The 21,504-nt window shown below is 64.4% G+C and carries 19 protein-coding genes; 11 read left to right on the forward strand and 8 right to left on the reverse strand.

Annotation, left to right across the window (positions count from 1 at the left end):
- Positions 1 to 59: 59 nt before the first annotated feature.
- From FJV43_RS05650 to FJV43_RS05670, 5 genes are all read right to left on the reverse strand, one after another.
- Positions 60 to 776, reverse strand: a complete 717-nt coding sequence (locus FJV43_RS05650; RefSeq protein ID WP_239625254.1) for an ABC transporter ATP-binding protein — start codon at positions 774 to 776, stop codon at positions 60 to 62.
- A complete protein-coding gene (locus FJV43_RS05655; RefSeq protein WP_239625256.1) occupies positions 769 to 1,524 on the reverse strand; it encodes an ABC transporter ATP-binding protein in 756 nt (251 codons plus the stop codon). Before FJV43_RS05655 ends, FJV43_RS05650 begins: the two co-directional genes overlap by 8 nt.
- Positions 1,521 to 2,549, reverse strand: a complete 1,029-nt coding sequence (locus FJV43_RS05660) for a branched-chain amino acid ABC transporter permease (protein WP_239625257.1) — start codon at positions 2,547 to 2,549, stop codon at positions 1,521 to 1,523. The genes FJV43_RS05655 and FJV43_RS05660 overlap by 4 nt, the downstream gene beginning before the upstream one ends.
- Before the next feature lie 8 nt (positions 2,550 to 2,557).
- Positions 2,558 to 3,427 (reverse strand): branched-chain amino acid ABC transporter permease, encoded by an 870-nt coding sequence (locus tag FJV43_RS05665; protein WP_239625259.1) that lies wholly within the window; start codon positions 3,425 to 3,427, stop codon positions 2,558 to 2,560.
- A 183-nt stretch (positions 3,428 to 3,610) separates the two neighbouring features.
- Positions 3,611 to 4,801, reverse strand: coding sequence for an ABC transporter substrate-binding protein (locus tag FJV43_RS05670; protein ID WP_239625261.1), 1,191 nt, complete (start codon positions 4,799 to 4,801; stop codon positions 3,611 to 3,613).
- Positions 4,802 to 5,321: 520 nt separating this feature from the next.
- Here FJV43_RS05670 and FJV43_RS05675 point away from each other — a divergent pair.
- Positions 5,322 to 5,606, forward strand: a complete 285-nt coding sequence (locus FJV43_RS05675; RefSeq protein WP_239625263.1) for a hypothetical protein — start codon at positions 5,322 to 5,324, stop codon at positions 5,604 to 5,606.
- A gap of 70 nt (positions 5,607 to 5,676) precedes the next feature.
- Here FJV43_RS05675 and purU read toward each other — a convergent pair whose 3' ends face one another.
- The gene (purU, locus tag FJV43_RS05680; RefSeq protein ID WP_239625265.1) at positions 5,677 to 6,540 is read right to left on the reverse strand and encodes a formyltetrahydrofolate deformylase; all 864 of its coding nucleotides are present in this window, start codon (positions 6,538 to 6,540) and stop codon (positions 5,677 to 5,679) included.
- A gap of 151 nt (positions 6,541 to 6,691) precedes the next feature.
- Here purU and FJV43_RS05685 point away from each other — a divergent pair, with 151 nt between their 5' ends.
- On the forward strand, positions 6,692 to 7,534 hold the full coding sequence (locus FJV43_RS05685; protein WP_239625267.1) for a uroporphyrinogen-III synthase: 843 nt from the start codon (positions 6,692 to 6,694) through the stop codon (positions 7,532 to 7,534).
- Between the two features lie 124 nt (positions 7,535 to 7,658).
- Positions 7,659 to 8,921 (forward strand): MFS transporter, encoded by a 1,263-nt coding sequence (locus FJV43_RS05690; protein ID WP_239625269.1) that lies wholly within the window; start codon positions 7,659 to 7,661, stop codon positions 8,919 to 8,921.
- Positions 8,922 to 8,933: 12 nt separating this feature from the next.
- Here FJV43_RS05690 and FJV43_RS05695 read toward each other — a convergent pair whose 3' ends face one another.
- Entirely contained in the window at positions 8,934 to 9,608 is a 675-nt protein-coding gene (locus tag FJV43_RS05695) for a Crp/Fnr family transcriptional regulator (RefSeq protein ID WP_239625271.1), read from the reverse strand.
- A 335-nt stretch (positions 9,609 to 9,943) separates the two neighbouring features.
- On the opposite strand from FJV43_RS05695, the gene FJV43_RS05700 reads away from it, so the two are divergent.
- The 6 genes from FJV43_RS05700 to FJV43_RS05725 all read left to right on the forward strand — a co-directional run bounded on the left by FJV43_RS05700 (position 9,944) and on the right by FJV43_RS05725 (position 17,194).
- Positions 9,944 to 10,765, forward strand: a complete 822-nt coding sequence (locus FJV43_RS05700) for an ABC transporter ATP-binding protein (RefSeq protein ID WP_035674435.1) — start codon at positions 9,944 to 9,946, stop codon at positions 10,763 to 10,765.
- Positions 10,762 to 12,693, forward strand: coding sequence for a long-chain fatty acid--CoA ligase (locus FJV43_RS05705; RefSeq protein ID WP_239625273.1), 1,932 nt, complete (start codon positions 10,762 to 10,764; stop codon positions 12,691 to 12,693). The genes FJV43_RS05700 and FJV43_RS05705 overlap by 4 nt, the downstream gene beginning before the upstream one ends.
- 217 nt (positions 12,694 to 12,910) lie before the next feature.
- A complete protein-coding gene (locus tag FJV43_RS05710) occupies positions 12,911 to 13,804 on the forward strand; it encodes a branched-chain amino acid ABC transporter permease (RefSeq protein WP_239625274.1) in 894 nt (297 codons plus the stop codon).
- 3 nt (positions 13,805 to 13,807) lie between these two features.
- Positions 13,808 to 14,881, forward strand: coding sequence for a branched-chain amino acid ABC transporter permease (locus FJV43_RS05715; protein WP_126255744.1), 1,074 nt, complete (start codon positions 13,808 to 13,810; stop codon positions 14,879 to 14,881).
- Between the two features lie 44 nt (positions 14,882 to 14,925).
- Positions 14,926 to 16,209: an ABC transporter substrate-binding protein gene (locus FJV43_RS05720; RefSeq protein ID WP_239625276.1), complete on the forward strand. Its 1,284-nt coding sequence runs from the start codon at positions 14,926 to 14,928 to the stop codon at positions 16,207 to 16,209.
- Between the two features lie 145 nt (positions 16,210 to 16,354).
- Complete coding sequence (locus tag FJV43_RS05725) at positions 16,355 to 17,194, forward strand: ABC transporter ATP-binding protein (RefSeq protein WP_239625278.1); 840 nt, start codon at positions 16,355 to 16,357, stop codon at positions 17,192 to 17,194.
- A 60-nt stretch (positions 17,195 to 17,254) separates the two neighbouring features.
- Here FJV43_RS05725 and FJV43_RS05730 read toward each other — a convergent pair whose 3' ends face one another.
- Positions 17,255 to 18,409, reverse strand: coding sequence for an AGE family epimerase/isomerase (locus FJV43_RS05730; RefSeq protein WP_239625280.1), 1,155 nt, complete (start codon positions 18,407 to 18,409; stop codon positions 17,255 to 17,257).
- An 86-nt stretch (positions 18,410 to 18,495) separates the two neighbouring features.
- Between FJV43_RS05730 and FJV43_RS05735 the strand changes: the two genes are divergently transcribed.
- Together FJV43_RS05735 and FJV43_RS05740 are read left to right on the forward strand one after the other, a co-directional pair.
- Complete coding sequence (locus FJV43_RS05735; protein ID WP_239625282.1) at positions 18,496 to 19,719, forward strand: AMP-binding protein; 1,224 nt, start codon at positions 18,496 to 18,498, stop codon at positions 19,717 to 19,719.
- A gap of 392 nt (positions 19,720 to 20,111) precedes the next feature.
- Complete coding sequence (locus FJV43_RS05740; protein WP_239625284.1) at positions 20,112 to 21,488, forward strand: CBS domain-containing protein; 1,377 nt, start codon at positions 20,112 to 20,114, stop codon at positions 21,486 to 21,488.
- Positions 21,489 to 21,504: the final 16 nt, after the last annotated feature.

Below are 21,504 nucleotides of genomic sequence, written 5' to 3' on the forward strand. Positions count from 1 at the left end.
GAAATTTCAGTCGGCGCTCGTTGTACTCCTTCTCCCCGCAAGCGGGGAGAAGCGAAGAATTAGTGGACCGCTGCCCCTGCGACGCCGAGGTGGCGTTCCAGGACCGAGGGGTCGGCCTTCAGCGCGGCACTCGGGGCGTCGTGGACGATCGTTCCGCGTTCCAATATCACAACGCGATCGGCGAGCCCCAGAATCTTTTGGGCATTCTGCTCGACGATGATCGAGCAGATGCCGCCCGCCCGGGTGATGGTCCCGATCGCCTTGAGCAGCTCCTCGACGATGATGGGGGCGAGACCCTCGGTCGGCTCGTCCAGCAGCAGGACCTTCGGATTGAGGGTGAGCGCGCGGCCGATCGCCAGCATCTGCTGCTCGCCGCCGGAGAGCTGGTTGCCGAAATTGCTTCGCCGCTCCTTCAGCCGCGGGAACATCTCGTAGACCTTCTCGACCGTCCAGGGACCGGGCTGCGCCACCGCGGTCATGTTCTCTTCCACCGTGAGCGAGCGGAAGATGTTGCGCTCCTGCGGCACCCAGCCGATGCCGGCACGCGCCCGCTGGTCGGGTCGAAGCAAGGTGATATCGGTGCCGGCGAGCGCGACGCTGCCTGCGAAGCGGCGCGTGACGCCGACAATGGAATTGATCAGCGTGGTCTTGCCGGTGCCGTTGCGCCCGAGCAGCGCCAACACCTGGCCCTCGGCGAGGCGCAAGCTCATCTTCGGCAGCACCACGGCCTCGCCGTAGCCGGCGCGCAGGGAATCGATCGCGAGCAGGTCAGACATTGACCGCCTCCTCGCCGAGATAGACGGCTTTCACCTGCGGATCGCGCGCGACCTGCTCGGGTGCCCCCTCCGTCAGCAGCGCACCGGAGACCAGCACGGAGATTCGGTCGGCGAAGGAGAATACGAGGTCCATGTCGTGCTCGATCAAGAGCACGGTGACGTCGCGCGGCAGCGCGCCGACGACGGCGAGAATGTCATGGCGCTCGCTTTCGGGCACGCCGGCGGCGGGCTCGTCGAGCAGCAGCACGCGCGGCTTGGCCGCAATGGCGACCGCAATCTCGAGCAGGCGCTGCTTGCCGTAGGGCAGCGTCACGGTCTGCTCGTTCATGACGTCGAGCAGGTGGAAGCGTGTCAGGAGTTCGGCGATCTCGTCATTGACGTCGCTGCGCGTGCCCATCCGCCGCCACCAGTCGCCGCCATGGCCGAGACGCTCGGAAACGGCAAGGCCGATGGTCTCGAGCGGGGTCAGGTCGGGATAGAGCTGGTTGATCTGGAAGGTGCGCGACAGGCCGCGCAGCACGCGCTTGTGCACGGGCAGGTCGGTGATGTCCTGGCCTTCGAGCAGGATGCGGCCCGAATTCGGCTTGAGCACCCCGGTGAGCTGGTTGATGACGGTGGTCTTGCCGGCGCCGTTCGGGCCGATCAACGCGTGGCGGGCGCCCTGCTCGATCCTCAAGGACAGATCGCGGGTGACGCGAAGGCCGCCGAATTGCTTTTCGAGGTTCTTCGTTTCGAGCGCGATGGTCATGCGTCGCTCTCCGGCACGGCGACCACGGCCTTGCGCCCGGCGACCTGCTTGATCACCAGATTCGGCACATACAGCACCCAGCGATGCAGCCGCTGGCGGCCGACCAGAACGATCACGACCAGCACGAGCCCGATCCAGAACTGCCAGTATTGCGGGGTGATGGTCGAGAACAACTCTTGGAGCAGGCGGAACACCACCGCGCCGATCAGCCCGCCATAGAGATAGCCGGTGCCACCGATGACGAGCACCAGCATCAAGTCGGCGGATCGCTCGAAGGCGAACACATCGAGCGAGGCGATCGCGGTGGTCTGGGTGAACAGCGCGCCCGCGATGCCGGCATAGAACGCAGCCAGCGTGTAGATCGCGATCAGGCGGCGGTTGACCGGAATGCCGATGGCGGCGGCCCGGAGCGGATTGTTCTTGATCGCACGCAGCGACAGGCCGAACGGCGAATTCACGACGCGGCGGGCGAACAGGAACAGCAGGAACAGAACGGCCAGCGAATAAAAGAAGCCGGCCTTGCCGAACATGTCGAACGGGATCGCGCCGAAGATCGGCTGCATCTCGATGCCCTGCAGGCCGTCGGTGCCGCCCGTGATGTTGGAGAAGCGCTCGGCGAGCGCTTCCAGCAGCAGTGCGATTCCGAGCGTGACCATCAGGCGCGTCAGGTCGACGCCGCGGATCACCAGGAAGCTGGTGGCAAAGCCGAGCACCATCGCGGCAAGACCGGCGACGATCAGCGCCAGCACGGGCTCGTTGACGATGCCGTGCAAGGCAAGCAGTCCCGCGGCGTAGGCGCCGACCCCGAAGAAGGCGGCGTGACCGAGCGAGACGATGCCGGCGTAGCCGAGGATGAGATCGAGCGACATCGCGAAAAGCGCCAGCCGCAGGATATCGGTCATGATCAGATAGCGCGTCGGAAATGCGAAACCGCAAGCCAGCACGATCAGCCAGAAGGCGATTTCGCCATAGTGCCACCGCGCCTGGCGCTGGGCGTGATAACCGACGTCGGAAGAAGCGCTCATCGGCGAACTCAACGCGCGGCCGCGCGGCCGAACAAGCCGTTCGGTCGCCAGATCAGGATCACGATCATCATGGTGTAGATCACGAACGGTCCCATCTTCGGCACGTAATACTTGCCGGCGACGTCGCCGATACCGAGCAGGAGCGAGGCCAGGAACGGGCCGGTGATCGAAGAGGAGCCACCCACGGTGACCACGATCAGGAAGTAGATCATGAATTTCAGCGGAAAATATGGGTCGAGGCCTAGGATCTCGGCGCTGAGCGCGCCGCCGAGGCCGGCGAGCCCGCATCCGAAGGCGAACGTGAAGGCGAACACCTGCGGCACGTTGATGCCGAGGCCGCTCGCAGCGCGCGGATCGTCGACCGCGGCGCGGAGGCGGCTGCCGAAGCGCGTTTTGGCCAGCACCATCTGAAGCGCGATGGTGAGCAGGCCGCAGATCACGATGATCATCAGCCGGTAGCGGCCGATGCCGACGCCGAACAGGTCGAACTGGCCCTGGAGCGCGGCCGGCAAATTGATGAAGACGCGCGAGGAGCCCTGGATGTAGTCCACGGCCGCCACCGACATGAAGGTCAGGCCGATCGTGAACAGAACCTGGTCGAGATGGCTGCGCGCATAGAGGTGGCGGTACAGCGTGCGTTCGAGCACGATACCGATTGCAGCCGAAGAAACGAAAGCGAGCGGCAGTGCGGCGAAGAACGGCCAGCCCATCCGGTTGACCAGCACCATGCAGACATAGCCGCCGGCCATGGCGAAGGCGCCATGGGCGAGATTGACGAAGTTCATCAGGCCGAGCGTGACCGCGAGCCCGCAGGCGAGCACGAACAGCAGCATGCCGTAGGCAACGCCGTCGAACAGGTTGGTGAGGATTGCGGTCATCGGGGGCGGGTCGTTGTCCAGACAATTTGGTCTAGCGGAGCGGGCTGCTGTACTCCCTCTCCCGCTTGCGGGAGAGGGTTGGGGAGAGGGTATCTCCGCAACGGGACAATCCCCGCATTGAGAGAACCCTCACCCGGCGCTTCGCGCCGACCTCTCCCGCAAGCGGGAGAGGTTTGGAGCGCGTCACTTCTTGGTCTTGCCGAGGTCCTTGACGGCTTCGAAGGTCGCGAACTCGACGTTGTAGAGTTCGCCGTCGACCTTCTCGACCTTGCGGATGTAGATGTTCTGCACGATGTCACGGGTCTCGGGATCGATCGAGATCGGGCCGCGCGGGCTCTCCCACTTCTGGCCCTTCATGGCTTCGATCAGCTTGTCGCCGTTGGTATCGCCACCGGTCTTCTTCAGCGCCTCGTAGATCAGATGGATGCCGTCATAGCCGCCCACGGCCATGAAGCCGGGACGGTTGCCGAAGGCCTTCTTGTAGGCTGCGACGAAATCCTTGTTCATCTGCGAGGGATGCGCCGCAGAATAGAGGTGCGCGGTGACGGTGCCGAGCACGGCATCGCCCATGTTGTTGAGCAGGTCGTCGTCGGTGACGTCGCCGGGCCCGATCACCTTGATGCCGGCCTTGTCGAGGCCGCGCTCGGCATACTGCTTCATGAAGTTGCCGCCCTGGCCCGCCGGCACGAACACGAAAATCGCGTCGGGCTTGGCGTCCTTCATGCGCTGGAGGAACGGCGCGAAGTCAGGATTTTGCAGCGGCACCTTGACCTCTTCGACCACCTCGCCGCCGCCGGCCGTGAAATGCTGCTTGAAGAAGTTGAGCGCGTCATTGCCCGGCGCGTAGTCCGAAGTCAGCGTCGCGACCTTCTTGATGCCGTTCTTCACCGCCCAGTCGCCGATGATGGTCGAGGACTGCGCCAGCGTGAAGCTCGTGCGCACGATATAGGGCGAGCGCTCGGTGATGATGGAAGTGCCGGCTGCCATCACGATCTCCGGAATCTTGGCCTGCGTGGCGAGCGGCGCGGCGGCAAGCGCGGCCGGCGTCACGCCGAAGCCGGCAATGAAGTTGACCTTGTCGTTGACGATCAGCTCCTGCGCGGCGGTCTTGGTCTTGTCCGGGATCGCAGCATCGTCCTTGACGATGATCTCGATCTTCTTGCCGGCGACGGTATCGCCCTTCTGCTGCATGTAGAGCTTGATCGCGTTCTCGATCTGCTTGCCGGTCGAGGCCTGGCCGCCGGTCATCGGCAGGATCAGACCGATCTTGACGGTGTCCTGGGCCTTCGCAGGCGCGAGGCCGGCAAGGCCTGCAATGGCCGCAACGGCGGCGGCCCAAGTCGCCTTGTGCGACAGTTGTTTGCGTTCGAACATCAGATGTCCCTCCCCTTCATTCCTGACTCTTGTGTCCTGGACCGAGTGCCCGGCCCTTGCCTTTGATCTTGGACCGCGCGCGAGCGCTCTCGGCGCCACATGGGCGTCTTTCGCGCCCTACTTGTCAATCGGACGTTCGGCGGCCCTTCGGCGCGACCCGAGTGTTCCGAAGACCGGTCGACCGGACGCGGTGCTACGATTGCGTCGGAGCAGCTCGAGCAACCCGCTCGTGACCGCCTTCATTTGTACGAATGTACAAAGAAAATGGACTTGTCAACGAAAACCCCTGCCCGCGGACCAAGCCATGTTGTCGCGAGGCTCGCACCAAGTCTAGAAATGCGATGGATCGCGTGCATGGAGGATTTCGCCTTTCTTTTGCAGAATCTGTACATCCACGCGCCTCACTCAGGCGCAACTCGGTAATAAATTACCTACCTCGAATAAGTCTATTTTACCTTGTTGAAGGCTACGCTTCTTCCTGCCGGCCCGAACTGGCGTCCAATCACCGAACGCGCACACCATGCCCAAGACTCTTCGTTCCGCCCTCGTCCTCGTTGCGCTCGCCGCGGGGCTGTCCGGCTGCGGGACGGTCAACGAAAAACTCTCCGCCGGCATGGGCGACTACGTCCCGCAATGGGCCGGCGGCCTGCCCGCCGATGCTCCGCCGCGACCGGGCACGCCGCAATACGACGCCTACATGAAGGAACGCGAACGCAAGCGCCTGGTGCCGGCAGCGGATCGCGAGAAGGAAGAGCAGGCGCAGAAGGGTGCAGCGGGGACGACATCGGGGAGCCCGGTGCGCTAACGGAGCGAATGGCGGACAGGGAGTGGCGAATATATCCCTCTTCCATTCCCTACTCGCCACTCCCCATTCGCTAATCCACGAACACCACCGTCTTGCGGCCGTTGAGGATGACGCGATCGTCGAGATGGTAGCGGATGGCCCGTGCCAGCACGCGGCGCTCGATGTCCCGGCCCTTCCGGACCAGATCTTCCGGCGTGTCGCGATGGCTGATGCGCTCGACGTCCTGATCGATGATCGGGCCCTCGTCGAGGTCGCGCGTGACGTAATGCGCGGTGGCGCCGATCAGCTTGACGCCGCGCTCATGCGCCTGGTGATAGGGCTTGGCGCCCTTGAAGCCCGGCAGGAACGAGTGGTGGATGTTGATGCAGCGCCCCGACAGCTTTGCCGAGAGATCGTCCGACAGAATCTGCATGTAGCGGGCGAGCACCACCAGATCGGTCTTCGTCTTGCCGACGAGGTCCATGATCTGCGCTTCCTGCTCGCGCTTGGTCTCCTTGGTCACAGGCAGATGGTGGAACGGGATGCCGCCGAAATCGAGCCCGGAATAGACTTCGCGCGGATGGTTGGAGACGATCGCGGTCGGAATCATCGGCAATTCGCCGGTGCGCCAGCGATAGAGGATGTCGACCAGGCAGTGGTCGGACTTCGACACCAGCAGCATCACCTTGCGATGCGCGGCGCGGTCGCGCATCTGCCACTCCATGCCGAAACGCTCGGCGATCGCGGCAAAGCCGGTCTGCAGCGCCGACAGTTCCACGGCGAGATCGGCCGCGGTGAACACCACGCGCATGAAGAATTTCCTGGTCTCGACGTCGTCGAACTGCTGGGCATCGAGGATGTTCTGTCCGTTGTGGGCAAGGAACGTCGACACCGCCGAGACGATGCCGGGGCGATCCGGACAGGACAGGGTCAGGACATATTGATGGTCGGGCATGTTGATGACGGGCTTGGCTCTTGATGAAGGTTTGTGCAGCGGAACTATCCGCGATTTGCGCCCTGCTCTAGCACCGACCCCGCCCTTGCGCCAATCCCGGGCGCAGAGTCAGGATGAACGGACGATTGCAACCCATGATCGGAGCACACCCATGGCCGACCGCTTGAACGGCTACCGCATCTTAATTCTGGAAACGCGGGAGGAGGCGCAGTTTTCGAAGCTTCTGGTCGAGCAAGGCGCCGAGGTCGTGCAATGCCCGATGTTCACCATCCATGATGCGCCGGACCCGGCTCCGGTGGAGGCCTGGATCCGCCGCGCCATCGACCAGCCCTTCGACGATCTCGTGCTGATGACGGGCGAAGGGCTGCGTCGGATCATGAAGCTCGCCGGCGCCCGCGGGCTCGACACCGCCCTCGTCGCGGCACTTGCCAAGGCGCGAAAATTCACCCGGGGCCCGAAGCCCGGCAGGGCGCTGCGCGAGATCGGTCTCGAGGCGCAGCAGACCACGGAGAAGCCGACCACCGAGGGCGTGATCGAGATGCTGGCCAGGCTCGACCTGAAAGGACGACGCCTCGGTCTCCAGCTCTATCCGGACAAGGACCACAGCGCCCTGACCGGCGCGCTTGCCGCGCAAGGCGCCGCCGTCGATAGCGTGCTGCCCTATGTCTACGACTCCAAGGCGGCGGATGCGAACATCGTCGCCGCCATCGACGACATGGCCGAGGGGCGGATCGATTCCATCGCGCTGACCAATCTCGGCCAAGTCCGCCGCCTGATCGAGGCGGCGAAGGCGCATGGTGCCGAAGCGAAACTGCGTACAGGCCTCGAACGGACGTTGATCGCCTCGGTGGGGCCGGCGGTCTCCGGTGAACTCGCCGCGCACGGTCTGCGCACGGACGTCTCGCCGGCGGACGAAGCCTATTTCATGCGTCCGCTGATCTCGGCGATGACCGCGGCGCTGGCGGAGCGGAAGCCGAGAGCCGCGGCGAGCTAAGAGCCGAACGCGGGGGCGGCCTGCGGCGGCTGCGATTGACACAAGCATCGCCGGCGCTAGCTTGCCCGACCGCAAGAAGAAACAACAAGGGCAAGGGAATCGCCGTGATACGCGTCATCGCGTCGTGAGCGTCACCGCACGACCTTCGGCGCTCGCGCCATTCCGCATCCGCAATTATCGTTTCCAGTGGCCGTCCGACCTGCTCACCTCCTGGGCCTTCGAGGTCGAGACGCTGGTGCTCGGCTGGTACATCATTGTCGAAACCGGCTCGGTGCTGCTGCTCACCGTGCTTGCTTCACTCCAGTTCGTCGGAACACTGGTCGCGCCCGTGTTCGGCATGATCGGCGACCGCATGGGCCATCGCGATCTCCTGGTCGCAATGCGTCTTGCCTATACGGCGCTGTCGTCGACCATCATGGTCCTGGCGCTGACCGGTCACCTGTCGCCGCTGAGCGTCATGATCATCGTCGCGATCATGGGCCTGATCCGCCCTTCGGATCTCGGCGTCCGGGGCGCACTGCTTGCCGAGATCATGCCGGCCGGGCAGCTGGTCGGCGCCATCAGCGTTGCGCGCACGACCCAGGACAGCGCCCGCATCGCCGGGGCGTTGACTGGCGCCGGGCTGTTCGCCGTCCTTGGCATTGGGCTCGTGTATGTGGCGATTGCCGGGCTCTACCTCGTGGCTGCGCTTCTGATGCTCTGCCTGACACGGCCGGAAAGGTCGGTCACCACGAGCAATCTCCCGGCGAACGGCCACGCGGTTTCGAGGTTGCTGGGCGATCTGAAGGAAGGCATCGTCTATGCCTGGAATGGCCCGGGAATGCGCGCGGCGCTGTGCGTCGCCTTCCTGGCCAATCTCACCGCATTTCCCTTCACGGGCGGATTGTTGCCCTACATCGCGCGGGAGATCTTTCACACTGACCAGACCGGCCTCGGTTATCTCTCGGCGAGCTTCGCCGTCGGCTCGCTGATCGGCTCCATCACGCTCAGCCTGGTCAGTGGCGTGCGCATTGCCCGGCTTCTGATCGGCGCGACGCTGGCCTGGTACGCCATGCTGCTGGTCTTCGTCGAGGTCAGGACCATGCCGGTGGCGATGGCCTGCCTCGTGCTCGCCGGCGTCGCCCAGAGCATGTCGATGATCTCGGCCGCCGTCATTCTGATGCGCACCGCGAGCGCACATCTGCGAGGCCGCGTCATGGGCGTGCGCATGATGGTCATCTATGGCTTGCCGATCGGACTGCTCGCAGCCGGCGGCCTGATCGACGTCATCGGCTATTCCGCGACGGGCTCGCTCTATGCCGCTGCGGGCTTCTTCGCGATGCTGGCGATCGCGGTGCGTTGGCGCGCCGACCTTTGGCCGGCCCATGCCCCCGCCAACGCGCGGTGACGAATATCCGCCCTAATCCCCGTACCCGCGCAGCCGCTCGATATCGAGGATGGTGACGCCGCCATATTCCAGCCGCAGCAGCCCTTCTTTCTCCAGCCGGTTCAGCGCGCGGTTGGCGTTCTGGCGGGACATGCCGGAAAGCGCCCCGATCTCCTCCTGCGTGATCTCCAGATGCGTGGTCGATTCGGGATAGAGGATCGGGTTGAACAGCGAAGCAATGCTGCGGGCGAGGCGCGCGGTGGCATCCAGCGTGCGGTTGACCTCGAGCATGCCGATGAACTGGCCGAGCCGCTCGTTGAGTTGGCGCACCAGAAAGCGGTTGAAGCCGACGCTGTTCTCGAACAGCCACATGAATGCGCTGCGCTCCATCAGTGCGACGCGGCTGTCGCGGAGCGCGACCACGTCATAGCGGCGCAGCTCGTTCTTCAGCACGCTGCCCTCGCCGAACCAGGCCCCTGCCGTCAGCCCGGCAAGGCTGGTCTCCTTGCCGTCCCGCGAGACCCCGCCCATGCGGGCAAGGCCGCTCACCATGCCGGCCCAATAGGCAAAGATATCGCCGCGCATGAACACGGTCTCGCCGGTGCCGTAGGACCGCTCCGTGATTCCGGCACGCGCGACCTCGATCTCGGCTTGCGTGAGCTCGCGCGACCAGGCGGCGACGCGCTTCAGATGATCTTCTGAAATCATGATCTGGCGGCCAGCCGCACGATTTCGTCACTCCGCTTTCTGCTGCATTGCAACATGATGGTATCGACCGCCATTCGACCAAAGATGAACGCCGCTGCCGTCCGGCAAACTTTGTCGCAGAATTGTCAGCCGGGAGACATTTCAAAATAGCGCTTTCCCCTATTGAGGACCACCTCGGGCGATACGGCTTTCGATCCCAAACGGGAACGAGAGTACGCGGCTCCGGTCGAGACCATCTGCTGCATGGCCTCACCGTCACCGCCGTACTAGGATCGCTCGACAGAACGGACGAAGAGCGCCGCTGAAATGCGCCATGACCGGGAGGGATTCGTTTGGTGGCTACCAGTCTTGAAGTGCGCGGCGTCTCCTTGCGATTCGGCGGTGTTCGAGCGCTGACCGACGTCGGCTTCGCCATTAGGGAGGGCGAGCTGTTCTCGATCATCGGCCCCAACGGCGCCGGCAAGACCTCGATCGTGAACTGTATTTCCGGCCGCTACAAGCCGACCGAAGGCCAGCTCTTCTACCAGGGCCGCGACATCACCGGTTTGACGCCGAATGCCCGCGCCTCGCTCGGCATCGGCCGCACCTTCCAGAACCTGGCGCTGTTCCACCATATGAGCGTGCTCGACAACATCATGGTCGGCCGCCATCACCTCCTGAAGAACAACTTTCTCACGGGCTCGCTGTATTGGCTCACCGGCGCGCGTAAGGAAGAGCTCGAGCACCGCCGCAAGGTCGAGGAGATCATCGACTTCCTCGACCTGCAGTCGGTGCGCAAGGCGACCGCGGGCACGCTCTCCTACGGTCTGCGCAAGCGTGTCGAGCTCGCGCGCGCCATGGCGCTGGAGCCGCGTCTCATCCTCCTCGACGAACCCATGGCCGGCATGAACTTCGAGGAGAAGGAGGACATGGCCCGCTACATCGTCGATCTCAACGAGGAGTTCGGGATGACGGTGGTGATGATCGAGCACGACATGGGCGTGGTGATGGACATCTCCCATCGCGTCATGGTGCTGGATTTCGGCAAGAAGATCGCCGAAGGCGATCCAGCCACCGTGCTCGCCGATCCCCACGTCAAGCGCGCCTATCTCGGCGAGGAGGACGAGGTGCTGGTCGATCCCGACGATGCTCCTCCGGCGCAGGAGAGCGCGGCATGATGGATTATGCAGGCCGCGTCGCGCAGGCCGACACTTATCCGAAGATGCTACGGCTCAATGCCAGGGAGCACGGCAACGAGATCGCTTTGCGGGAGAAGGATCTCGGGCTCTGGCGCATTTTCACCTGGAACGACTACCAGATCCGCGTGCGCGATTTCGCGCTCGGCCTGGTCGAGCTCGGCCTTGCTCGCGGTGATGTCATCGGCATCATCGGCGACAATCGGCCCGACTGGGTCGCGGCGGAAGTCGCGACCCACGCGATCGGTGGACTGAGCCTCGGGCTCTATCGCGACGTGCTCGACGAGGAGGCCTCCTATCTCCTCAACTATGGCGAGGCGCAACTCGTCTTCGCCGAGGACGAGGAGCAAGTCGACAAGCTTCTCACCCTTGCCGAGCGCGCGCCCAAGCTGAAGCACATCATCTATTCCGATCCGCGCGGGATGCGGAAATATGACGACCCGAGGCTGATGTCGGCGGAGAAGTTTGCCGAGCTCGGCCGGGCACGTGCTGCGCGGGAGCCGGAGCTCTACGACAGGCTGGTCGATGCCACCAAGGGCGAGGACGTCGCGATCCTCTGCACGACGTCAGGTACTACCTCGCATCCGAAACTCGCGATGCTCGCGGCCGGGCGCGTGCTCGGCCATTGCGCGACCTATCTCGCCTTCGATCCGAAGGGACCCGATGACGAATACGTATCGGTGCTGCCGCTGCCCTGGATCATGGAGCAGGTCTACGTGCTCGGCAAAGGCCTCTTGTGCCGGATGAAGATCAACTTCGTCGAAGAGCCCGACACCATGATGAACGATCTGCGCGAGATCGCACCGACCTTCGTGCTCTTTGCCCCACGTGTCTGGGAATCGATCGCTGCCGACGTCCGCGCCAAGGTGATGGATGCGACGCCCTTCAAGCAGAGCCTGTTCGACATCGGCATGAAGAGCGGCCTCGCCGCACTCGAACAGGGCAAGCGCTCGGCCTTTGCCGACGCGATCCTGTTCCGCGCGCTGCGCGACCGCCTCGGCTTCACCCGCCTGCGGTCGGCCGCGACCGGCGGCGCAGCGCTCGGCCCGGAAACCTTCAAATTCTTCCAGGCCATGGGCGTGCCGCTGCGCACGCTGTACGGCCAGACCGAGCTGCTGGGGGCCTATACACTGCATCCCCAAGGCAAGGTCGACCCTGATACGACCGGCGTGCCGATGGCCGACAGCATCGAGATCCGCATCGACAATGCCGACGTCCACGGCGTCGGTGAGATTGTGGTGCGGCATCCCAACATGTTCCTCGGCTACTACAAGAATCCCGAGGCGAGCGTCGCCGACATCAAGGACGGCTGGATGTGCTCCGGCGATGCCGGCTATTTCAATGCCGACCAGCAGCTCGTCGTCATCGACCGCATCAAGGATCTCGCGGAGACCTCGCGCGGCGAGCGCTTCTCGCCGCAATTCATCGAGAACAAGCTGAAGTTCTCGCCCTATATCGCGGAGGCCGTGGTGCTGGGCGCCGGCCGAGACGCGCTCGCGGCAATGATCTGCATCCGCTATTCCATCATCTCGAAATGGGCGGAAAAGAACCGGCTCTCGTTCACGACCTACAGCGACCTCGCCTCGCGGCCCGAGGTTTACGCGCTGCTGCAGAAGGAGGTCGAGACCGTCAATGCCACGCTGCCGCCGGCCCAGCGCATCTCGCGCTTCATGCTGCTCTACAAGGAGCTCGATGCCGACGACGGCGAGCTTACCCGGACCAGAAAGGTCCGCCGCAGCGTCATCAACGAGAAATACGAAGGCATCATCGACGCCATCTACCGCGGCGTCGCGGATATTCCCGTCGACACTATGATCCGCTTCCAGGACGGCACCACGCAGCGGGTGCGCACCACGTTGCGTGTGGTGGATCTGGGTGTGCATGGGCACATGGCGGAGGCGGCCGAATGAGCCTTCCGGCCGAGCGCGCGATGCCAGCCGATGCGCCCTCTCCCCTTGTGGGAGAGGGCATCTCTGCAGCCAACCACACGCTCACTCGGGTGAGGGGTTCTCTCTCCCTGCCTTCGCTGCCGAGAGAACCCCTCACCCGTCTTCGCTTCGCGAAGCCACCCTCTCCCACAGGGGGAGAGGGAAAGGGCGCGCCGAATTTGTCAACGAGCATCATTGCATGAACACCGCCTTCCTCATCCAGCTCCTAGTCAACGGCCTCGTCGTCGGCACGCTCTATGGCGTTGTCGCGATGTCGTTCGTGCTGATCTACAAGGCGACGCAGGTCGTCAATTTCGCGCAAGGGGAGCTGCTGCTGGTCGGCGCATGGGTGTGCTGGGCGCTGCTGGCGAAATACCAGCTGCCGTTCTGGATCGGCATGCCGATCACGCTGGTGTTCATGTTCGTGTTCGGCATCGCGATCCAGGTGCTCATCCTGCGTCCGATGATCGGCGAGCCCATCATCTCGGTGATCATGGTCACGATCGGCCTGTCGACAGTGTTGCAGGCGACGCTGAAGTGGCTGTTCGGCGTCAATCCGCAGCCGTTCCCGCGGGTGTTCGAAAGCCAATCCGTCAGCCTGTTCGGGCTCCAGATCCAGACCGTCTATGTCATGAGCCTCGTCGTCTCGGTCGCGATGATGATCGGCATGGCCTGGTTCTTCCGCGCCTCCAAATACGGCCTGGCGATGCGCGCCACCGCGTTCAACCAGCAGGTTGCGCAGTCGCTCGGCATCTCCGTCAAGAGCGTGTTCGCGATGGCCTGGGCGATCTCGGCAACGGTCTCGGCGGTCGCCGGCGTCGTCGTCGCAGTCGTGAACGGCGTGTCCTCGGGCCTTGCCGCCTACGGCATCAAGGTGTTCCCGGCGGCGATCCTTGGCGGGCTGGATTCAGTTGGCGGCGCCGTGCTTGGCGGCATCATCATCGGACTGCTCGAGAACGTCGCGCAATATATCGATAGCGAGTACCTGCACTGGGGCAATCTCTACGAGATCGCGCCGTTCTACGTCCTCATCATCGTGCTGATGATCAAGCCCTACGGGCTGTTCGGCACCCACGACATCGAACGGATCTGACCCATGGCCGGCCCTGCCCTTATCCCCGCTGGTGATTTCCGCACCTCCTACGCGGCCGACACCACAATCTTCCCGACCGCGACGAGCCGCAACTTCGCCATCGCAGGCGTGCTTCTGCTGTGTCTGGCGCCGCAATTCTTCAGCGGTTATTGGCTGAGCATCCTGATCCAGATCGGCATCTTCTCGATCGCGGCGCTCGGCCTCAACATCCTGGTCGGCTTCACCGGCCAGATCTCGATCGGCCATGCCGCCTTCTTCCTGCTCGGCGCATTTACCTCCGCCTACATTTCCAACAACGCGCCGATCCCGGTGTTCTTCGCAATCCCGCTCGCCGGCGTCGTCACCGCGCTGGTCGGGCTGATCTTCGGCATTCCGGCGGCGCGGCTGAAGGGTCTTTACCTCGTCATTGCGACGCTGGCTGCGCAGTACATCCTGCTCGACTTCTTCTCGCGCGCCGAATGGTTCTCCGGCGGCTCGGTGCCGGCGAGCGCCGCGCCTTTCTCGATCTTTGGCTATACGCTGCGCGGCGACAGGCAGTACTTCTACGTCGTGCTGGCCTATGTGCTCGTGAGCTACGTCCTCGTCACCAATCTGATGCGCACCCGTGACGGCCGCGCGCTGGTGGCGATCCGCGACCATTATCTCTCCGCCGAAATCATGGGCATCAACCTCACCAAGTACCGGACGCTGTCGTTCGGGCTTGCCGCCTTCTTCGCCGGCATCGCCGGCGCGCTCTATGCGCACTACCAGCTCGTGGTGTCGCAGGAGGGCTTCGGCATCGAGCGTTCGATCCTGTTCCTCGCGATGATCATCATCGGCGGCACCGGCTCGATCATGGGCACGCTGATGGGCACCGCCTTCGTGGTGCTGCTGCCGGAATCGATGGAGTGGCTGAGCCATCATCTGAAGGGCGGAGCTATCGACCAGGCACTCTCGCTCAACAACAACATCACCTTTCTGCGCGAGATCGCGATCGGGGTGATCATCATCGCATTCCTGATGTTCGAGCCCGACGGGCTCGCGCATCGTTGGCGGCAGATCAAAGCGTATTGGAAACTCTACCCGTTCTCGCATTGAGCGCGGGCAACTTCACTTAAACAATAAACAGGAGGAACCGACCCATGACGACGAAGTCCCTTTTGAGCACCGCATCGCTCGTGCTTGCGATCGCCGCATTCTCGGCGAGCGCTCAGGCGCAGATCGCGATCGGGCATCTCGCCGACTATTCCGGCGGAACCTCGGACGTCGGCACGCCCTTTGGCCAGGCCGTCGCCGACACCTTCGCCTGGGTCAACAAGAACGGCGGCGTCGGCGGCAAGCAGCTCAATCTCGACACCAACGACTATGGCTACCAGGTGCCACGCGCGATTGCGCTCTACAAGAAGTGGTCGGCGCCCGACAACAAGGTCGCCGCGATCATGGGTTGGGGCACCGCCGACACCGAGGCGCTGACCGGCTTCCTCGCTCAGGACAAGATCCCCGACATGTCCGCCTCCTATGCCGCCGCACTCACCGATCCCGAAGGGGTCAGCGGCAAGGCCAAGCCAGCGCCTTATAACTTCTTCTATGGCCCGAGCTATTCGGACGCGCTGCGCGCGATGCTGATGTGGGCGGCCGAGGACTGGAAGGCCAAGGGCAAGCCCGGCAAGCCGAAATTCGTGCACATGGGCGCCAACCATCCCTATCCGAACGCGCCGAAGGCCGCCGGTGAAGCCATGGCGCAGGAGCTCGGCTTCGAGGTGCTTCCGCCGCTGGTGTTCGCGCTCACGCCGGGTGACTACAGCGCACAGTGCCTGAGCCTGAAATCCTCGGGCGCCAACTACGCCTATCTCGGCAACACCGCCGCCTCCAACATCTCGGTGATGAAGGCCTGCAAGACCGCCGGCGTCGAGATCCAGTTCCTCGGCAACGTCTGGGGCATGGACGAGAACGCGGCCAAGACCGCGGGCGATGCGGCCAATGGCGTGATCTTCCCGCTGCGCACCGCGGTGAGCTGGGGCGGCGATGCGCCCGGCATGAAGACGGTGATGGAGATCTCGAAGATGTCCGATCCCACCGGCAAGGTCTATCGCCCCGTGCATTACGTCGCGGCCGTCTGCTCGTCGCTCTACATGAAGGAGGCGATCGAGTGGGCCGCCAAGAACGGCGGCGCCACCGGCGAGAACGTCGCCAAGGGCTTCCACCAGAAGAAAGACTGGGTGCCGGCCGGGATGGAAGGCGTCTGCAATGCCTCGACCTGGACCGAGAAGGACCATCGCGGCACGCTCAAGGTCGATCTCTATCGCACCAAGATCTCGGGCACGACCGACGGCGACCTCAACGATCTCATGGCCAAGGGCACGATCAAGCTCGAGAAGGTCAAGACCGTCGAGCTGCCACGCAAGCCGGAATTGCTGGGCTGGTGAGCCTAGCATTTGCCGAGCCCAGAACTGTCATCCCCCGCGAAGGCGGGGGATCCAGTACGCCGCGGCCTTTCGGGGAACGTCAGGCGTCTCTGGAATACTGGGTCACCCGCCTTCGCGGGTGACGACACCGAGAAAGTAGCTGATCATGAGTGAAACGGCCCAGATCGAGCGTCCCTCCCCCAGCATCGTCCCCGCCCCGCCGCTCCTCGCCGTGCGCAACATCGAGGTCGTCTACGACGACGTCATCCTGGTGCTGCGCGGCCTCAGCCTCGACGTGCCGAAAGGCGCGATCGTGGCGCTCCTGGGCGCCAACGGCGCCGGCAAGTCGACGACGCTGAAGGCAATCTCCGGGTTGCTCAAGACCGAAGACGGTGAGGTCACGCGCGGCGAGATCCTGTTCGAAGGCGAGCGGATCAACGGCATCGACCCCGACAAGATCGTGCGCCGCGGCATCTTCCAGGTGATGGAGGGCCGGCGCATCGTCGCCGACATGACGTCGCTGGAGAACCTCAAGCTCGGCGCCTTCACCCGCAGGGACCGCGAGGTCGATTCCGACCTCGACATGGTCTTCAACTACTTTCCGCGCCTGAAGGAGCGCACTGGCCTTGCCGGCTATCTCTCCGGCGGTGAGCAGCAGATGCTCGCGATCGGCCGGGCCCTGATGGCGCGCCCCAAGATGATCTTGATGGATGAGCCTTCGATGGGCTTGTCGCCGCTGCTGGTGAAAGAGGTGTTCTCGATCATCCAGAAGATCAACCGCGACCTCGGCGTCACCATTCTGCTGGTCGAGCAGAACGCGCGCGCTGCGCTCTCGGTCGCAAGCCACGGCTACATCATGGAACAGGGCAAGGTCGTGCTCGACGGCAGCGCGGACGACTTGCGCGACAACGAGGACGTCAAGGAATTCTATCTCGGCGGCGCCGGCGACCAGCGCAAGAGCTTCAAGAACCTCAAGAGCTTCAAGCGGCGCAAGCGCTGGCTGTAGCGTTTTCAAGCGAAGCGGGAACCGGTTCGCGTGAAGAAAACGCGTCGATACAAAAGAGCTTCAACTCTCAAGCACCTGCTCCGCTTCCGTGACCGCGCAGAGAACATGATAGAACGACGACGCAGGAATGATGTCGATCAGCGATTTGCCGTCGCGATCGAACTGGTCGTACCAGCCGCCCTTCACGGGATGGCTGAGATAATGCCGTTCGAGCCGCACCAGCGCCGCGCGCGCCTCATCCGCCGCCCCCGCCTCGCCGGACTCGGCTTGCGCGATCCACGCCTTCGCGATCTCGGTCTGCGGCCACAGCCGGCGCGTGCTGCGGCGGATGTTGCCGACGTCGTCCCCCTCGTCGATCAGGCAGCCCGTGGCCTCGTCGCGATAGCGCAGCGCGGTCGACAGCAGTTCGGCACGCCGCGGCGCGGTCGGGCAGCCCGTGATGCGCTCGAAACCCTTCAGCAGCCAGACCCATTCCGCCTGGTGACCGGGCTCGACGCTGACCGGCTCGATCTTCGACCAGTCTTCCTCAAAGTACTCGGTCAGGATGCGCTTCTGCTTGTCGTAGAGGTTGGCCAGGAACAGTGCGAAGAATTCTCCGGCGCGGTTCTGAAACGACAGATCGTGGGTCGCCTCGAAGCACGCGATCATCGCCTCGAACAGATGCATGTGCGGGTTCTGCCGGCGCGGCAGCGAGACCGGAAGGCCTTCGTGAACGCCGCCATGCGGCGAGCGCAGATGGCTGTCGAGGAAGGCGAGCAGTGTATCGATCTCGGCACGGACCTGCGCATCCTGGTCGAGGGCGTAGACGGCCGCGAGCGCAAAGAGGACGAAGGCGTGGTCATAGGCATCGCGCCGGGCATCCAGCACCGCTCCCTCGGGCGTCAGCCGGTGCACGTAGCCGGGCCGGCCGTCGGGCGCCTTCGCTCTGGACAGCAGATGCTCCAGCCCCTTCAGCGCGATGCCACGCCCCTCAGGATACCATCCCATCTGCGCCGCCTTGGCGTAGCACCAGATCTGGCGCGCCTGCACGAACACGCGCCGGGGCGCGGCCGCGTCGGCCGTGCCGTCGCGGTGCAGCCGGTCGATGAAACCACCCGCAGCCTGATCCCAGCCGACCGTCGACCACAGCGGCAGCGCCTCGTCGATCATGCAGCGCTTCAGGCGCGCGACGACGTTCGACGCCTCGTCCGCCGCAATGATTCCTTCGTCCGCCATCGGGTCCTCTCTAGGCCTCACCAATGGCGGTCTGATACCCATGCTGGTGGCGGCGCGCAACGGATGCCAATACGGAAAGAACAGCCATGACCGCCCACTACGACGCCCGCGAAACCCGTGAACAGGCAGCGCGCGAGGCCGACCTGTTCTCCCGCCTGCCAGGGGTGCTGCGAGCTGCGATGGCCGCTCCGGCCTATGCCGAGCGGCTCAAAGGCTGCGATCCCGCCGCCGTGACCTCCAGGGCGGCCCTGGCGGGCCTGCCGGTGTTGCGCAAATCGGAGCTGCCCGCCCTGCATAAGGCCTCGGCGCCTTTCGGCGGCCTCGTGGCGGGGCCTCCCGGCTCGTTCGCCCGCCTCTTCACCTCCCCCGGCCCGATCTTCGAGCCGGAAGGACGGCAAGGAGATCCTTGGCGCGGCGCAAGGGCGCTGTTCGCGGCCGGGTTCCGTCCTGACGATATCGTCCTCAATACCTTCAGCTACCATCTCACCCCCGGCGGCTTTATCTTCGACGCCTCCGCACGCGCGCTCGGCTGCGCGGTCATCCCGGCCGGCCCCGGCAATACGGAACAGCAATTCGAGCTGATCGAGGCCTACCGGCCGGTTGGCTACAGCGGCACGCCGGATTTCCTGAAGATCCTGCTCGACGCCGCAGCAAGCTCCGGGCGCGACATCTCCTCGATCAAGCGCGCGCTGGTCTCGGGCGCCGCGTTCCCGCCCTCGCTCCAGGCCGAGATCAAGGCGCGCGGCATCGACGCCTACCAGGCCTTCGGCACCGCCGATCTCGGCCTCATCGCGTTCGAGACCGAGGCGCGCGAGGGCATGGTCGTGAACGAGGACCTGATCCTGGAGATCGTCAAGCCCGGCACCGGAGATCCGGTTGCGCCGGGCGACGTCGGCGAGATCGTCGTGACCTCGCTCGATCCGCACCATCCCTGGATCCGGCTCGCCCTCGGCGACCTCACCGCGGCCTTACCCGGCACGAGCCCATGCGGGCGCACGAACATGCGCATCAAGGGCTGGATGGGCCGCGCCGACCAGACCACCAAGGTCAAGGGCATGTTCGTCCGGCCCGAGCAGATCGCCGAGATCGGCAAGCGCCATTCCGCACTCGGAAGATTGCGCCTCGTCGTCACACGCCAGGGCGAGGCCGACGCGATGACTCTGCGAGCGGAAGCGGCGGCCGCGAACGATGCCCTGCGTGATGAGATCGCAGCCAGCCTGCGGGCAGTGACGAAACTCGGCGGAAGCGTCGAACTGGTCAGTCCCGGCACGCTGCCTAACGACGGCAAGGTGATCGCCGACGAGCGGTAACTTCGACCGACGTCGACAGCAAGATCGCCCTCGCGAACGCAACGAACAGGCGACAGTTAAGCGGATTGGTGTCCGCATGGACACCCCGGATGTGCGAAGCGCATTCCTTCCGCGGCTGCGATCAACTCGCCGGCGCGCAGCGGCATCGCGCGGCGTTTCCGCACTTGATCCACGAGCTGATTCCAACATTCATTCCGTGTGGACCCGTTAACGTGCGCCTTCCCTAAGAGCCGCGGCCACTGTAAACGGCACTTCGTGGCCGAAGCGCTTGACAAGTGCCGTTTTCGCGCAATGCCCCGGGGGCGCAGGAACCTTGCATCGTCCCCGCGGCTCCCGTATTACCAACCGCTGCTACAATATGGCCTGGAATTGGCCCCTTCCGGATCCAAAACGTGCTTGAACCGACCCTCGTCACCATCGCCGAGACCGAGACCATTGAGGAAGCCTTCCGGCGCCTGAATGTGAATATGCTCGGCATCCTGTTCGCACAGGACGCGAGCGGACGAATCGTCGGTGCCGTGACGGACGGTGACATCCGCAGGCGCATGCTGACCGGCATCACGATCCAGGACCGGGTCGCGTCCTGCATCAATCGCAACTTCGTCTGGGCGCCGACCGGCGGCCCGCGCGAGCAGATCCTGAAGCTGCTCGACCAGCGCGTGCACGTGGTGCCGATCCTCGATGGCGAGGGACGGCTGGTCGACGTATTCAGCCGCGAGCTGTTCAACCTCTCGGAAGAGAGCGAGGTGTTCGCGCGTGCCCGATCGCCGGTGCGGATCAGCTTCTCCGGCGGCGGCACCGACCTGACGCATTACTTCGTGGCGAATGACGGCGGCGCGGTCATCAGCGCCACGATCAAGATGTACGCTCACGCGACGCTGCGGCGCCGGAGCGATCCCAGCATCAGGATCTACTCGCACGATTTCCGCCGCACGGTCGAGGCCGACAATCTCGCAGAACTCGGAACGGGCGGAGATCTCGCGCTGATCAAGTCGGTCGTGCGCCTGATCAAGCCGACTTATGGATTCGAGCTCGAAGTCTCCGCCGACTTCCCGGTCGGCTCCGGCCTCGGCGGCTCCGCTGTGGTCACCTCCGCCATCATCGGTTGCTTCAACGAATTCCGGGGCGACCAGTGGGACCGCCACGAGATCGCGGAGATGGCCTTCCAGGCCGAGCGGCTGATGCTCAACATTCCCGGCGGCTGGCAGGATCAGTACGCCACCGTGTTCGGCGGCTTCAATCACATGGAGTTCTTCTCCGACCAGAACACCATCGTGCCGCTTCGTCTCGATCCCAACATCATCGCCGAGCTCGAGGAGAGCCTGGTGCTCTGCTACACCGGCTCGGGCCGCGATTCCGGCGCCATTCACCGCGACCAGAAGGCTCAGCACGAGACCAGCGACGCCGTCGCCGCCGCTGCCAAGCAAAAGGAAGTGACGCGCGACATAAGGCGGCATCTGCTGCGCGGCCAGCTCCTGGAATGCGGCCGGCTGATCGACGAGGCCTGGCACGCCAAACGGAAGCTGAGCTCGAAGATCTCGTCGGACGCGATCGATGCGATCTACGATTTCGCCAAGCAGCATGGCGCAGTCGGCGGCAAGCTGCTGGGCGCCGGCGGCGGCGGTTATTTCCTGTTCTTCGTACGTCCGTTCGAGCGCTACCAGCTCATCGCGGCGCTGGAACAGCAGGGGCATCGCTGTTCGCGCATCATGTTCGAAGAGAACGGGCTGCGGACGTGGAAGTCGCGCGTTCCCGCGCGGCTCGCCTGACGCATATGAGACGAGA

The organism is Bradyrhizobium sp. I71, from assembly GCF_022354745.1.
Classification (GTDB): domain Bacteria; phylum Pseudomonadota; class Alphaproteobacteria; order Rhizobiales; family Xanthobacteraceae; genus Bradyrhizobium; species Bradyrhizobium liaoningense.